General features: G+C 72.9%; 12 protein-coding genes. 4 read left to right on the forward strand and 8 right to left on the reverse strand.

From position 1 onward, the window contains the following. Window positions 1-156: 156 nt before the first annotated feature. From AB0G17_RS34880 to AB0G17_RS34890, 3 genes are all read right to left on the reverse strand, one after another. A complete protein-coding gene (locus AB0G17_RS34880) occupies window positions 157-1,353 on the reverse strand; it encodes a lipid-transfer protein (protein ID WP_361391442.1) in 1,197 nt (398 codons plus the stop codon). After that, a complete protein-coding gene (locus tag AB0G17_RS34885; protein WP_361391445.1) occupies window positions 1,350-1,808 on the reverse strand; it encodes a zinc ribbon domain-containing protein in 459 nt (152 codons plus the stop codon). Before AB0G17_RS34885 ends, AB0G17_RS34880 begins: the two co-directional genes overlap by 4 nt. A 92-nt stretch (window positions 1,809-1,900) precedes the next feature. Next, a complete protein-coding gene (locus AB0G17_RS34890; RefSeq protein ID WP_361391448.1) occupies window positions 1,901-2,707 on the reverse strand; it encodes a M15 family metallopeptidase in 807 nt (268 codons plus the stop codon). Window positions 2,708-2,805: 98 nt separating this feature from the next. Here AB0G17_RS34890 and AB0G17_RS34895 point away from each other — a divergent pair, with 98 nt between their 5' ends. Further along, the gene (locus tag AB0G17_RS34895; protein ID WP_361391475.1) at window positions 2,806-3,345 is read left to right on the forward strand and encodes an NUDIX domain-containing protein; all 540 of its coding nucleotides are present in this window, start codon (window positions 2,806-2,808) and stop codon (window positions 3,343-3,345) included. Window positions 3,346-3,591: 246 nt separating this feature from the next. On the opposite strand, the gene AB0G17_RS34900 is transcribed toward AB0G17_RS34895, so the two are convergent. Next, a complete protein-coding gene (locus AB0G17_RS34900) occupies window positions 3,592-5,958 on the reverse strand; it encodes a TIM-barrel domain-containing protein (protein ID WP_361391451.1) in 2,367 nt (788 codons plus the stop codon). A gap of 217 nt (window positions 5,959-6,175) precedes the next feature. Here AB0G17_RS34900 and AB0G17_RS34905 point away from each other — a divergent pair, with 217 nt between their 5' ends. Continuing rightward, on the forward strand, window positions 6,176-8,164 hold the full coding sequence (locus AB0G17_RS34905) for an acetoacetate--CoA ligase (protein WP_361391454.1): 1,989 nt from the start codon (window positions 6,176-6,178) through the stop codon (window positions 8,162-8,164). 72 nt (window positions 8,165-8,236) lie between these two features. Here the strand turns inward: AB0G17_RS34905 and AB0G17_RS34910 are convergent, their stop codons facing one another. Next, the gene (locus AB0G17_RS34910; protein WP_361391457.1) at window positions 8,237-9,559 is read right to left on the reverse strand and encodes an aminotransferase class I/II-fold pyridoxal phosphate-dependent enzyme; all 1,323 of its coding nucleotides are present in this window, start codon (window positions 9,557-9,559) and stop codon (window positions 8,237-8,239) included. 111 nt (window positions 9,560-9,670) lie between these two features. Here AB0G17_RS34910 and AB0G17_RS34915 point away from each other — a divergent pair, with 111 nt between their 5' ends. Together AB0G17_RS34915 and AB0G17_RS34920 are read left to right on the forward strand one after the other, a co-directional pair. Then, window positions 9,671-10,879 carry an MFS transporter gene (locus AB0G17_RS34915; RefSeq protein ID WP_361391460.1) on the forward strand — a complete coding sequence of 403 codons (1,209 nt, stop codon included), beginning with the start codon at window positions 9,671-9,673 and terminating at the stop codon, window positions 10,877-10,879. Between the two features lie 137 nt (window positions 10,880-11,016). Further along, window positions 11,017-11,874 (forward strand): hypothetical protein, encoded by an 858-nt coding sequence (locus AB0G17_RS34920; RefSeq protein ID WP_361391478.1) that lies wholly within the window; start codon window positions 11,017-11,019, stop codon window positions 11,872-11,874. An 89-nt stretch (window positions 11,875-11,963) separates the two neighbouring features. Here AB0G17_RS34920 and ptsP read toward each other — a convergent pair whose 3' ends face one another. From ptsP to AB0G17_RS34935, 3 genes are all read right to left on the reverse strand, one after another. Then, window positions 11,964-13,634, reverse strand: coding sequence for a phosphoenolpyruvate--protein phosphotransferase (gene ptsP, locus AB0G17_RS34925; protein ID WP_361391463.1), 1,671 nt, complete (start codon window positions 13,632-13,634; stop codon window positions 11,964-11,966). A gap of 95 nt (window positions 13,635-13,729) precedes the next feature. Further along, window positions 13,730-14,179: a PTS glucose transporter subunit IIA gene (locus AB0G17_RS34930; RefSeq protein ID WP_361391466.1), complete on the reverse strand. Its 450-nt coding sequence runs from the start codon at window positions 14,177-14,179 to the stop codon at window positions 13,730-13,732. 264 nt (window positions 14,180-14,443) lie between these two features. After that, window positions 14,444-14,673, reverse strand: a 230-nt coding sequence (locus tag AB0G17_RS34935) for a hypothetical protein (protein WP_361391469.1), incomplete at its 5' end; no start/stop codon positions are given.

The following is a 14,673-nucleotide window of genomic DNA, read 5'->3' on the forward strand; positions in this document are numbered from 1 at the left end:
GGGAGCGGCCCGGCGGCCGCGTACGACGGCACGCGGCCGGGAGCCGAGGAACGGCGACGCCGAAAGACAACGGGAAGTGTTCACCGGCCGTGATGGAGCGTCAAGGTCGCCGACAGCACGGGCCGCCGGGGTACGCACGGCCCGGCGGCCGGGACCTCAGCGCACCGCGATCACCGACGAGCCATGCCCGAACAGGCCCTGATTGGCGGTGATTCCGGCCCGTGCACGGTCGATCTGCCGCTCGCCGGCCGTGCCGCGCAGCTGCCAGGTGAGCTCGCAGACCTGCGCGATGGCCTGCGCGGGCACCGCCTCGCCGAACGATGCGAGTCCCCCGCTCGCGTTGACCGGAACGCGACCGCCGAGCGCCGTCACGCCCTCCCGTAGGAGCTTCGCGCCCTCCCCGGCGCCGCACAGCCCCAGGTCCTCGTACCACTCCAGCTCCAGCGCGGTCGAAAGGTCGTACACCTCGGCCAGCGACAGGTCCTCGGGCCCGATCCCGGCCTCCTCGTAGGCGGCCCGGGCGATGGAGGCGCGGAAGGAGTACGGCGGGGGCTCCGCCGCGACCGCCGAGTCGGTGGCGATGTCGGGCAGGTCCAGGACCGCGTTGGGGTAGGTGGGCGTGACCATGGACACGGCCCGGATACGGACCGGATCCACAGCCCCGTGCCGGCGCGCGTACTCCATGCCGCACAGCACCAGGGCGGCCGCCCCGTCGGAGGTCGCGCAGATGTCGAGCAGCCGCAGCGGATCGGCGACGACGGCCGAGGCCGCGACCTCCTCGGCGCTCACCGCCTTGCGGTAGCGGGCGTACGGATTGAGCGCGCCCGCCGCCGCGTTTTTCACCTTCACGCGCGCGAAGTCGTCGACGGTGTCCCCGTGCAGGGCCATGCGGCGGCGGGCGTAGAGACCGAAGTAGGCCGGGTTGGTGGCGCCGAGGACCCGGAACCGCAGCCAGTCGGGGTCGTCGGGCCGATCGCCGCCCGCCGGGGCGAAGAACCCCTTGGGCGCGGCGTCGGCGCCCACCACCAGCACCACCTCGGCCATCCCGGACAGGATCTGCGCCCGCGCGGCGTTGATCGCCTGCGCCCCGGACGCGCAGGCCGCGTACACGCTCGTCACGCGCGCGCCCTGCCAGCCCAGCGCCCGCGCGAAGGTCGCCCCGGCGACGTACCCCGGGTAGCCGCCGCGCACGGTGTCGGCTCCGACCACGGACTGCACGTCCGGCCACTCCAGCCCGGCGTCGGCGAGGGCGGCGCGGGCCGCCACCGTCCCGTACTCGACGAAGCCGCGCCCCCATTTGCCCCAGGGGTGCATTCCGGCGCCGAGGACCGCGATGTCGTCCGTGCCGCTCATGCGCCCGTCCTCACGGGGCGCCAGTGCCAGGTGGTCCAGACGGTGCCGGCGTCCTCGTTGAGCACGCCGGGCACCACCTCGACCTCCATGCCGACGGCGAGGTCGGCGGTGGTCACACCCGGCGCGGCCTGCCCCAGGACGACCATCCGCTCGGCCTCCAGCTCCACGGCGACCAGGGTGTACGGCTGCCAGACGGCCTCCGGGTCGGAGACATAGGGCGCGGGCGGCCGGTAGCGCCCGTCGGTGTACGACCAGACGCGCCCGCGCCTGGAGAGCGGCACCTCGGTCAACTCCCGCCCGGCGCAGGCGGGGTTGCGGCAGAAGGAGTCCTCGCGGGGGAAGAACACGGAGGCGCAGGCGGTGCACCGGGTGCCGAGCAGCCGGAACTCCTGGGCCCCCGCCTCCGTCGCCTCCGTGAACCAGCCCGCCACCACGGGCGTGCGCGTGCGCGTCAAAACCCCTCCCGGCATCGAATCTGACGGAACGTCAGAAGTGTGCCACGGGCGGGCGCACACCGGCAGGGGGCAGGGGGCGTGCCCTCAGTGGCTCAGCGGTGCCCAGCCACCGAACGCCACGCCACCGGGAAGTCGAAGTAGGTGTCCGGGAACGGCTCCGGCTTGAAGGTGTAGTGCCACCACTCCTCGGGGAGCCCCACGAACCCGGCGGCCTGGAGCGTGCCCTTCAGGAGCTGGCGGTTGGCGCGCTGGACGCCCTGGACCCGGGGGTCGTCGGTGTGCGCGAGGGTGTCGAAGCAGTCGAAGCCGGTGCCCATGTCGACGGAGTTGTCCGGGAAGCGCTGGTCCTTCGGCGCGAAGCAGGGCACGAGCTGCTGGCCGGGACGGTACGGCGGCGTCGGCCACGCGGGCAGCCGGACGATGGTGAGGTCCACCGAACTGCCCCGGCTGTGCCCGGACTTGGCCGCGATGTAGCCGTCGTCGAACAGCCTCGACTTGTCGACAAGCGGATAGAACTCGGTCTTCATCCTCTGGTCGTCGAGGTCCTTCGCCCAGTTCACGAAGGTGTCGACGGCCCGCTGCGGCCGGAAGCAGTCGTACACCTTCAGCGAGTAGCCCTCGCGAAGCAGCTTCAACTGCGCCTGGTGCAGCGCCTGGGCCGCATGGCGGGTCAGGATGCACACCGGCTGCCGATAGCCGTCGATGGGCCGGCCCACGAAGTTGTGCGGCGTGATGTAACGCATCTCCTGGATGATCGTCGGGTCCACGGTGGCCAGCGCCACGAACTCGGCGGGCGCCTTGGGTTCGGGCGTGGCCCGGGCGGCGGGCGACGTGGCGGTCACGGCGAGCAGGGTGGCGGCAGCGGTGACCAGGCCGCGTACGGTTGATCTGAGTGTCATGTGCACACCCTTCAGGGCCCAACAGGCCGTAGAAAAGGGGGAGTTGGGGCAATGTGATCCGATGGCCGAATGTATTCGGTTAAAGTCCGCCCGTGACCGTGACCTCGAAGAGCTCGAAGACCTCGGATACCTCGAAGCGGCCGGTGAAGGACTCGCACTGCGCCGCGTGCGGATCGCCCTACCCGTCGGCCTCGGCCGGCTGGCCCCGCCTCTGCGCGGCCTGCGGAACCGTCACCTACCGCAATCCGCTGCCGGTCGCCGTCGCCCTCCTTCCCGTGACGGACGCGCGCGGTACGGGACTGGTCGTCGTCATCCGCGCCATCGAGCCCCACATAGGCCGCTGCGCCCTTCCGGGCGGCTTCGTCGACGACGGCGAACTGTGGCAGGACGCGGTCGTGCGCGAGCTGTACGAGGAGACCGGGATCGAGGCGTCCGCCGCCGATGTGCGCCTCGCGGACGCCCTCAGCTCCCCGCACCACGTGCTCCTGTTCGGCCTGCTGCCCGCCCGCGCCGCCGCCGTGCTCCCGCGGCCCGCGCCGACGGACGAGACCGCGGGGTGGCGCGTCCTGCGCCACCCCGAGGAACTGGCGTTCCCGCTGCACACCCAGGTGGTACGGGAGTGGTTCGGCGGGAGGTGAGGGCGGCCGGGGCCGGGGAGGGCGGCGGCCGGGGAGGTGAGGGGGCGGGATGGTGCCGCGGCCGGTGGCCGGTGGCCGGTGGCCGGTCGCCGGTGGCCGGTCGCCGGTCGCCGGTGGGTGGTGCTGGTGGGTGGTGTCGGTGGCCGCTGGCCGGCGGCCGGGGCGTGAGGGCAGGCGGCTGAGCTGTGGCGCGAGCCTGCCGCGCGCCCGTGGGGTGCTCGGGCGCGCTGGAAGCGGCACCGCGCCTCACCCCGCCTCACCGCGCCCACCCCGAACCCGCACCGCGTACCCCACCTCCCGCGTCGCCCCCTCGTCCGTTATCCGCTCCACCACCACCCGGCCGCCCGCCATCCGGGTGGTGAAACGCTCCGCCACCGCCGGCTCCCACCCGTCGCCCCCGTCCCGTACGACGAGGCCGCCGCCGGTGCGCCCGGCTGTCGGCGCCCACACCTCCAGCTCCACCTCGTCGCCCGCGCCGCGCACCGGGATGACGGATCCGGCCCTGGCCAGCACCGGGATACGCGCCAGGGGGGCGTCCACAAGGACCTGGCCGGGGCCCTCGTGCGGCTCCTCGGTCGCCGTGTCGTACCAGCGGCCGCGCGGAAGCCGCACCGCCCGCCGGTCCGTGCCCCGCTCGAAGACGGGCGCCACCAGCAGCGCGTCGCCGAGCAGGAACGCGTCCTCGCAGTCCCGCAGCGCCCGGTCGCCCGGCGAGCCCCACCACACGGGCCGCACATACGGCGCCCCGGTCAGCCGGGCGAGCTGCGCCAGCGTCATGAAGTACGGGCGCAGCCGCTCCCGCTCGGCCAGCGCCACGCGCGCGTGGCCGAGCACCTCCGGGCCGAACTCCCACGGCTCCCGGCGCCCGGCCCAGATCGCCGAGTGCGTACGGAAGAACGGCAGCCGCGCCGCCAGCTGGAGCCAGCGCAGATACAGCTCCGGTGACGGGGTGCCGCTGAAACCCCCCACGTCCGGACCCGAGTACGGCACCCCGCACAGCCCCAGCCCCAGCACCAGGGCGAGCGAGGCCCGCAACCCCGGCCAGCCGGTGCTCACATCTCCCGACCAGGTGCCTCCGTAGCGCTGCATCCCCGCCCAGCCGGAGCGGCTGAACAGGAACGGCCGGTCGTCGGGGCGCAGCCCGCGCAGCCCCTCGTAGCCCGCCCGCGCCATGGTCAGGCCGTACACGTTGTGGGCCTCGCGGTGGTCGCCGCCCCGGCCCTCCAGCGCGTGCCGCGCCGAGCGCGGCAGGGTCGGGTCGCCGAAGGGCGCGAACGACGTCGGCTCGTTCATGTCGTGCCACACCCCGGCGAAGCCCTGGTCGAGCCGCTCCTGGTAGAGCCCGCCCCACCACTCACGCGCGCGTGGATCGGTGAAGTCGGGATACACGCACTCGCCCGGCCAGACCACTCCCCGCACCTCGTCGCCGCGCGCGTCCCGAACGAACGCGTCCGCCGCGAGCCCGCTCTCGTACACGGCGTTGCCGCGCTGGGCCTTCACCGCCGGATCGACGATCGACACCAGCCGCACACCGTCCTCGGCCAGGTCCTTGGCGAGGCGCGGCAGGTCCGGGAAGCGCTCGCGGTCGACGGTGAACACCTGGTGCGCGTCGTAGTGGTCGATGTCCAGATGGAGCGCGGACAGGGGCAGCCCGTGCTTCCGGTACCCGGCGGCGACCCGCCGCACCTCGGCCTCGCCGCCGAAGCCCCAGCGGGCGTGCTGCGGGCCGAGCGCCCAGGACGGCGGCAGCGCGGGCGCGCCGGTGAGCACCGTCCACCCCTGCAGCACACGCGCGGGGGTGCCCGCCACCACCCAGCAGCGCAGCGGCCCGCCCTCCATCCGCAGCTCGCTGCTGCCGACTCGGTCGTGGCCCGACCCCGCGCCCTCCTCGCCCTCGCGCAGCTGGACCCGGCCGTCCCAGGTGTTGTCGTAGAACGCCAGATGGGTCCCGGCGTCCGCCACCACCAGCTGCACCGGCATCGTGATGTACAGCGGGTCGTCGCCGGGGGCGAAGCCGCCGCGCGGGTCCGTGTTCCACAGCCGGTAGGTGCCGTCGCGCAGCCGGGGGCCGTCCGCGCGCCCGCCGAGCCCGAACACGCGCGCGTCGGCGGCGACTTCGGAGCGCTGCACCCAGCGCGCGGGGCCGCCGCCGACCGGCTCCCACCAGCGCGGCGGCAGCTCGCGACGGAGCACCACCCCGCCGGGGGTGCGCACCTCCACGGCCCCGTGCCGGGAGACCGCCACCATCACCCGTTCGGAGACCACCCGCCAGCCGCCGTCCGTGTCGGGCTCCAGAACCGCGCGCGCGTCGGGCTGGGGCGGGGGCCCCGCCAGCGCGTACGACGGCTCGGGGCCGGCCCCGTCCCAGCCCCAGAACACGGCACCGCCCGACGCCACCCGCACCTCCAGCTCGGAGCGCGCGAACCGCACCACACCGCCACCCGGCCGGGGCTCCGCGTCTCGCACCTGACCGGGCACCCGGGCGCGCTCGGGCCCGCGCGCGGGCAGCCCCCACGCGTCCGCACGGCGCCGCCGCAGGGCCGAGCGCACCGCCCGCAACCCCTGCACCGAGCCGACCGCCTTCACCGAGCGCACCAGGTCATTGCCGTCCATGCGGCTCACCCTGCCATCCGGATCATGAGCTGTGGGCTCCGTTCAACTTCCGTTCACCCGTGGTGGCAGCACACCGTCAGGTGCTGGACTATGGGCGGCACACCCTGGTGCGGAAGACGATCACATGGCATCGTCCCTGTGAGCCGCCGCATGCGCACACCCCTTCGCGTGTGCGCGTGGCAACGCACACCACGCGTACCAGCCCGGGAGCCGACCCATGACTTCACCAGCGAACGCCGCGCCGCAGCCCGCGCCCCTGTGGCAGCCGGGCCCCGACCGCATCGCCGGGGCGCGGATCACCGCGTTCCAGACCTGGGCCGCCGAGCGGTACGGCGCCCCCGCCGAGGGCGGCTACGAGGCGCTGCACCGCTGGTCCGTCGCCGAACTCGACACCTTCTGGAAGGCCGTCGCCGACTGGTTCGACGTGCGCTTCTCGACCCCGTACGAGACGGTGCTCGCCGACCGGTCGATGCCGGGCGCCCGGTGGTTCCCCGGCGCCACCCTCAACTACGCCGAGCACGCGCTGCGCACCGCCGAGGACCCGGCCCGCGCCGGCGACGCCGCATTGCTGCACGTCGATGAGACGCACGAGCCCGTCGCCACCAGCTGGGCGGAGCTGCGCCGCCAGGTCGGCTCGCTCGCCGCCGAGCTGCGTGCCCTGGGCGTGCGGCCCGGAGACCGCGTCAGCGGCTATCTGCCGAACATCCCGCAGGCCGTCACCGCGCTCCTGGCCACCGCGGCCGTCGGCGCCGTGTGGACGTCCTGCGCCCCCGACTTCGGCGCGCGCAGCGTCCTCGACCGGTTCCAGCAGGTCGAACCCGTCGTCCTGTTCACCGTCGACGGCTACCGCTACGGCGGCAAGGAGCACGACCGCACCGACGTCGTCGCGGAGCTCCGCCGCGAACTGCCCACCCTGCGCGCCGTCGTCCACATCCCGCTGCTCGGCACCGCTGCCCCCCAAGGAACTCTCGACTGGTCATCGCTCACTGAGAGTGACAACGAGCCGGTCTTCGAGCAAGTTCCCTTCGACCACCCGCTCTGGGTTCTTTATTCCTCGGGCACCACGGGCCTGCCCAAGGCCATCGTTCAGTCCCAGGGCGGCATCCTCCTCGAACACTTCAAACAGCTCGGCCTGCACTGCGACCTGGGCCCCGAGGACCGGTTCTTCTGGTACACCTCCACCGGCTGGATGATGTGGAACTTCCTCGTCTCCGGACTGCTGACCGGCACCACGGTCGTCCTGTACGACGGCAGCCCGGGCTTTCCGGAGACCGGCGCCCAGTGGGGGGTGGCCGAGCGGACCGGCGCCACCCTCTTCGGCACCTCCGCCGCCTATGTGATGGCCTGCCGCAAGGCCGGTGTGCACCCGTCCCGCGACCACGACCTCTCGCGCGTCAAGTGCGTCGCCACCACGGGCTCGCCGCTGCCGCCGGACGGCTTCCGCTGGCTCCACGACGAGGTCCGCGAGGACCTGTGGATCGCCTCGGTCAGCGGCGGCACCGACGTGTGCTCCTGCTTCGCGGGCGCGGTCCCGACGCTTCCGGTGCACATCGGCGAGCTCCAGGCCGCCTGCCTGGGCACGGACCTGCAGGCCTGGGACCCGCAGGGCAAGCCCGTCGTGGGCGAGGTGGGCGAGCTGGTCGTCGTCAACCCGATGCCCTCCATGCCCATCCGCTTCTGGAACGACCCGGACGGCAGCCGCTACCGCGACAGCTACTTCGAGATGTTCCCCGGCGTGTGGCGCCACGGCGACTGGATCACGATCACCGACCACGGCTCGGTGGTCATCCACGGCCGCTCCGACTCCACGCTCAACCGCCAGGGCGTCCGGATGGGTTCGGCCGACATCTACGAAGTCGTCGAACGCCTCCCGGAGATCCGCGAGGCCCTGGTCATCGGCCTGGAAGAGCCGGACGGCGGCTACTGGATGCCGCTCTTCGTCCATCTCGCCGAGGGCGCCGCCCTGGACGACGCCCTCCGTACGAAGGTCAAGCAGGCGATCAGGGAGCAGCTCTCCCCGCGCCACGTCCCGGACGAGATCATCGAAGTCCCGGGCGTACCGCACACGTTGACGGGCAAGCGCATCGAGGTGCCGGTCAAGCGCCTGCTCCAGGGCACGCCGCTGGAGAAGGCGGTCAACCCGGGCTCGGTCGACAACCTCGACCTCCTCCGCTTCTACGAAGCGGTGGCCCGCAAGCGCGGCTGACAAGAGCGCGCCCCGGTCGGCGTCGGGCCGGGGGCGCCGCAGCTCGGGCGCGAGGCCGGCCCCCTGTCGCCCTCACCCCCCGTACGTGGCCTCGGACTCGCCCAGCACCTCGGCGAAGTCCGAGGCCAGCCGGACCGCCTCGGCCGGCTCCAGCCCCGCCGAGGTGATCCGTACACCGGCCCCCGAGGCGATCCGGAACCGCGCCCCGGCGGCGACCCACCAGCCGCGCGACCGCAGCCCGTTCACCACCGCCGACTCGTCCCGCACCGGCACCCACAGGTTCATCCCGCTCGCCCCGTGCGAGGCGATCCCGCGCCGCTCCAGCTCGCCCGCCAGAGCGTGGCGCCGCTCCGCGTAGGCGTCACGCGCGCGTAGGACGAGTTCCCGCGCCATCCGGTCGGTGAGCAGTCCGAGCACCGTGCCCTGGAGCAGATGGCTCACCCAGCCGGAGGTCAGCAGCAGCCGGCCGTCGTGCCGCGCCAGCGTCGCCGGGTCACAGGCGGCGGCAGCCCACCGCAGGTCGGTGCCCAGGTACTTCGTCACCGTCCGCACATGCGCCCAGCGCGCCAGCCGCCCGCCCGCCGTCAGCGTGTACAGCGGCGCCCCCGCGATCTCCGCCGCGTGGTCGTTCTCGATCACCAGCACCTCGGGCGCCCCGCGCAGCACCTCCACAAGGTCGTCCCGGCGCCGCTCCGAGAAGCAGCCGCCGTACGGGTTCTGCGCGCGCGGGCTGCACACCACGGCCCGCGCTCCGGCCCGCAAGGCATCGCGCAGGGCCTCCGGCCGCATCCCCTCGTCGTCGACGGCGACCGGGACCGTACGCAGCCCCATCACCGACACCAGGTCGAGCAGATGGTGGTAGCCGGGGTCCTCCATGGCCACCGCGTCGCCGGGCCGCAGCTCGGTGGTGAGCAGCCGGGCGACGCAGTCGAGCGCGCCGTGCGCGAAGGTCACCGACCCGTTCGGCACGCCGTCGGCGCCCAGCCATTCCTGGACGCGCTCCTCCAGTAGCGGCAGCCGGGGCGTGGAGCGGTGCGAGCGCGCACCGGCCGTCATCCGCACCGGCGCGGGCAGTTCGGGCAGGAACGCCGGGTCGGGGTGGCCGCCCGCGAGGTCCCGCAGCCCCTCCGGCACCTTCGGCGGGCGCCGTGAGGCGACCGAAGGCGCGGCGGCGACCACGGTGCCGCCCCGCCCGTGCGTGACCACGACACCGCGACTGCGCAGCTCCTTGTACGCCGTCGCCACCGTGCCGGGACTCACGCCCAGGTCGTCCGCGAGCCGGCGGACCGGAGGAAGCGTGTCGCCGGGCCCCAACCCGCCTTCCGCGACGCCTCGTTCGACGGAAGCGACAATTCCCTTGGCCGAGGTGCCGCTGATCGCATATTGTTCTGCCACGTACTGAACTATGTATCAATACATAATGCCAGTCAAGGGGGAACAGTGGTTTCGCGCAGCCGACGTGCCGCACTGTGGGAACGAGTCCCGGGAGGCCGCGACGGCCGCCTGATGCTCTGGGTCGCCTTCGTCGACCGGACCGGAAGCGGCCTGTGGGCCGCCGTCTCAGTCCTGTACTTCACCTACGTGGCGGGCCTCTCGGTCGCCCAGGTCGGCACGCTGGTCGCTCTGGCCGGCGCGGTCGGCATCGCGGGCGCCCCCGTCGGGGGCCGCATCGCGGACCGGCTGCCCCTCACGCGCGTGCTCATCGTCTTCCAGGTCCTGCGCGCCCTGGCCTCCGCCGCACTGCTCACCACCGACAACTACGCGCTCCTGCTGGTGTACTCGGCCGTCGGCAGCTTCGGCGACCGCTCCGCCAACGTGCTCACCAAGCTGTACGCCGCCCGCGTGGCAGGCCCCGACCGCGTCCGCTACCAAGCCGTCAGCCGCACCCTGGCCAACGCGGGCTGGGCCGTCGGAGGCCTCGCCGCGGCGGCCGCCCTCGCGCTCGCCACCACGGCCGCCTACCAGTGGTTGCTCGCCGGAGACGCCCTCTCCTTCGTCGGCGCCGCCCTGGTCACCGCCCGCTGCGCCGAACCGCCCTCGCCCTCGCGCACGGTCACCACGTCGAAGGACCCCGCCCCCGCCGCGCGACCGGGCAGCCCCTGGAAGGACCGCGCCTACCTGGCCTATGTGGCCACGGAGTCCGTCCTCTTCATGGATGACGCCGTCTTCAAGGTCGGCATCCCCCTCTGGGCCGTCTCCGCCACGGACGCGCCCCACGGCCTCGTACCGCTCCTGATGGTGCTCAACAACGTGATGGTGGTGGGCCTCCAGGTGCCCCTGGCCCGCTTCGGCGCGACCACCAAGGCGGCACACCGCCTGCTTCTGCCGCTCGCCACCGTCTTCGCCGCGGCCGGTGTCGCGATGGCCGCCTCGGCGGTCCACGGAGCCGTGCCGGCGAGCATCTGCCTGACCGTCTCGGCCGCCGCGTTCACCCTGGCCGAGATGATCCACGCCACCATCTCGTGGGAACTCTCGATCGCGCTCGCCCCGGCACAGGCCCAGGGCGCCTACCTCGGCGTGCACGGCCTGGCCCAGTCCGCCCAGCGCAGCGCGGGGCCGCTCGCCGTCACCGCGGCCATCGCGACCGGCCCCATCGGCTGGACCGCCTTCGGCGCCGTGATCGCTCTGACCTGCTGCGTTCAACACCGGCTCGTACGGGACCGGCTGCCGCGACCGGCGTTGTCAGTGGCCTCAGTTACGGTGAGTGAGCACTGATCGACAGCGCGCTCAGGGGGAAATAGATGGCGCACATCCGCAACACCAGGAAATCCACCGGCCCGACGGCCTCCACCCGCTCAGGCGCCCGCTCCGGAAAACCCCACGGTTCACGGCCCGTCCACGCGGCCAGAGCCATGCGGCGGACCCTGCGCAGGGAGACGCCCAGCACGGTGGGGCTGCTGGCCGACGCGTACGACTTCGAGGCGATGAGGCGGTACCGGACCTTCACCTTCGACGACCACACCACCTATCTCCGCCAGGTCGACGGCCTGCTCAGATCCCTCGCCGCCCAGGGACTGCACACCACGGTCGCCCTCTTCGACCCGGAGGAGTTCACCGAGTTCTGCGCAGCCGCCGGCATCGACCCCGACACGGCCGACAGCCGCACCCGCTTCACCGCCGAGATCGCGTCGGGCGGCGCTCGCGTCGCCTATGCGGGCCAGCCCATCGACAGCCTGGTGCCCGAGCTCATCAACAAAGCGGTCCGCCAGGCGACCTGGGACTACGCGACCCTGCTCCTGGCCGACCTGGGGGAGTGCGCCCAATGCGGCCAGGACATCGGCCGCTCCGCCTTCGAACGCGCCTCGACGATCCTCATGCGCCTGATCGAGGCAGCGGGCCCGGGCCTGCACCACATGGTCTGCAGCGTCCAGGCACAGCGGGAGCAGCTCATCGCCGTGCTCCACGCCGAGCGCCGCGGCGACGACCCGGCCCGGCTCGACGAGACGGACGTCGCCGAGTTCGTGACCGTCCTCGCCGCGGGGATCGCCCAGCACAGCCCGGGCGGCCTGGTGCTGCGGACGACGGAGGCGGACACGCCCGACCGCGTCCACGGCTGGCGGCTGCACGAGGGCAAACTGCTCCTGCTCACCGCAGGCGAGGTCTTCAGCGCGTACTGCACCGATGCCGACACCGGGGACCCGGTGGCACCCGAACCAGGAGTGGACTACCGGGCGGGCTTCCCGTTCGACCAGCCCGCCACCGACCACTGATGGCCCCCACGTGAAAGGGGCTCCCCGCCGCACCCGCGACGGGAAGCCCCTCTCACTCGATCACCGCGCCGAGGCGGTCGGCAGCCGGATCACTCCCCGGACAGCACCGCCTGCGCGGCCACGCGGGCCTCCTCGGCCGAGTCCGCGGCACGGGCCGCCGCGGCCGCGCGCTCGCACTGGGCGAGCGTGTACTTCGCCAGCGTCGCGCGCACATAGGGAATGGACGCGGCGCCCATCGACAGGCTGGTCACACCCAGACCGGTCAGCACACACGCGAGCAGCGGATCGGAGGCAGCCTCACCACAGACACCACAGCTCTTGCCCTCGGCCCTGGCCGCCTCGGCGGACAGCGCGACCAGGTCGAGCAGTGCGGGCTGCCACGGGTCCTGCAGCCGCGACACCGCACCGACCTGCCGGTCGGCCGCGAACGTGTACTGGGCCAGGTCGTTGGTGCCCAGCGACAGGAACTCGACCTCCTGGAGGATCGAGCGCGCGCGGAGCGCGGCGGAGGGGATCTCCACCATCGCGCCGAACTTCGCCCGCAGCCCGGCCGCCCGGCACGCGTCCGCGAACGCCTTGGCGTCCGTACGGTCCGCGACCATCGGCGCCATGACCTCCAGGTAGACCGGAAGCCCCTCGGCGGCCTTGGCCAGCGCCGTCAGCTGCGTCCGGAGCACCCCGGGGTGGTCCAGGAGCGAGCGCAGACCGCGCACGCCGAGCGCCGGGTTCGGCTCGTCGGCAGGCGTCAGGAAGTCCAGCGGCTTGTCGGCACCGGCGTCCAGCACCCGCACGACCACACGGCCCTCGGGGAACGCCTCCAGCACCTTGCGGTACGCCTCGACCTGCTTCTCCTCCGACGGCGCCTTCGCGGAGTCGTCGAGGAAGAGGAACTCGGTACGGAACAGACCGACGCCCTCGGCGCCCGCCTCCACCGCCGCCGGCACGTCGGCGGGACCGCCGACGTTGGCGAGCAGCGGCACCTTGTGCCCGTCCGAGGTCGCACCCGGACCGGAGGACGCGGCCAGCGCGGCCTTGCGCTCGGCCGCGGCACGCTCCAGCTCGGTGCGCTTCTCCTCGCTCGGGTCGACGAAGATCTCGCCGGTGCTGCCGTCGACGGCGATCATCGTGCCCTCGGCCAGCTCACCGGCGCCCGGCAGCGCCACGATCGCGGGGACGCCGAGCGCCCGCGCCAGGATCGCGCTGTGGCTGGTCGGCCCGCCCTCCTCGGTCACGAAACCGAGCACGAGCGTCGGGTCGAGCAGCGCGGTGTCGGCGGGAGCGAGGTCACGCGCGATCAGTACATACGGCTCGTCGCTGTCCGGAACGCCCGGCATCGGGACGCCCAGCAGGCGCGCCACGATGCGGTTGCGCACGTCGTCGAGGTCCGCCACGCGACCGGCCATGTATTCACCGGCGCCCGCGAGCAGCTCGCGGTAGTGCGAGAACGCGTCGTACACGGCACGCTCGGCGGTGCTGCCCACGGCGATGCGCCGGTCGACGTCGGCGATCAGCTCGGGGTCCTGGGCGATCAGGGCCTGAGCCTCCAGCACGGCCTGGGCCTCACCCCCGGCCAGGTTGCCGCGCGCGTTCAGATCGGCCGCCACGGCCACGACGGCCTTGCGGGCGCGCCCCTGTTCGCGCTCCGCCTCCTCCGCCGGAATCTGCTTGGCCGGCGGCTCCAGGACCGCAGTGCCCATGTGCCGGACCTGGCCGATCGCCACACCGTGGCTCACGCCCACGCCTCGCAGCGTTGTCTCCATTTCACCCGTCTCCGATTGGTGCGGCGGTCTCCGCCACCGCGGTGGATGTCCGACTCACCGTCTCGACGACGGCGGCGTCACGACTTCTGGCTGAACTACTTCCAGGTGAAGAGGACGTCGCCGGCCTTCACGTCGCCGTCCTCGCGGAGGTCGCCGAGGGAGTCAGCAGTGGCTTCGAGGGCCACGATGGGGCACACGGGAGACTTCCCGGCCTCTTCCACGGCGGCCGGGTTCCAGCGCACGACGGCCTGGCCGCGCGTGACGGTGTCGCCCTTGTTGACGAGCAGCTCGAAGCCCTCGCCGTTGAGCTGCACGGTGTCGATACCGAGGTGCGTCAGCACGCCATGACCCTGGTCGTCTACAACCACGAACGCGTGCGGGTGCAGGGAGACGATGACACCGTCGACGGGGGAAACCGCCTCAGAGGGCTCTCGTACGGGGTCGATGGCGGTACCGGGACCCACCATCGCGCCGGAGAAAACCGGATCGGGCACTGCCGCGAGTCCGATGGCACGCCCGGCGAGCGGGGACGTCACGGTGGTCATGGATGGCCTCCCAGGGGGTGGGGCTTCTTCGTGTCACCGTCACTACTTGCTGTGCAACGGCGTACTGTTCAGAAGGGTATGTCATCAGAAGTCCGGGTTCGCCTGGTATGTCTCCAGGCCGGGCTTCCCCGACGGAGACTACTGGACTAGACCGGTGCTGTAGTGGACTAGACCATAGACCCATGGAGGGCCTGGGGCCGATTTGCCCCGACCGCGCCGAGGCCTGTACTGTCCTAAGTCCCGCCTGACCGCAACGTGTGAACTTCACGTGAATGTGTCGGGACGGGCAGGCTCCTTCTCCAATTGCTGATCTTGATCTGCGACCCCCCGCTCCGCTGTGCCGGTATTTCCGGTGCGCCGCAAAGCGAAGTGGTCGGGGAGACGGAAAAGCACTGATAGAGTCGGAGCCGCCGGAAAGGGAAACGCGAAAGCGGAAACCTGGAAAGCGCCGAGGAAATCGGATCGAGAAACGGTCTGATAGAGTCGGAAACGAA

This window comes from Streptomyces sp. NPDC023838 (genome assembly GCF_040639555.1).
In the GTDB taxonomy this organism is placed as follows: Bacteria; Actinomycetota; Actinomycetes; order Streptomycetales; family Streptomycetaceae; genus Streptomyces.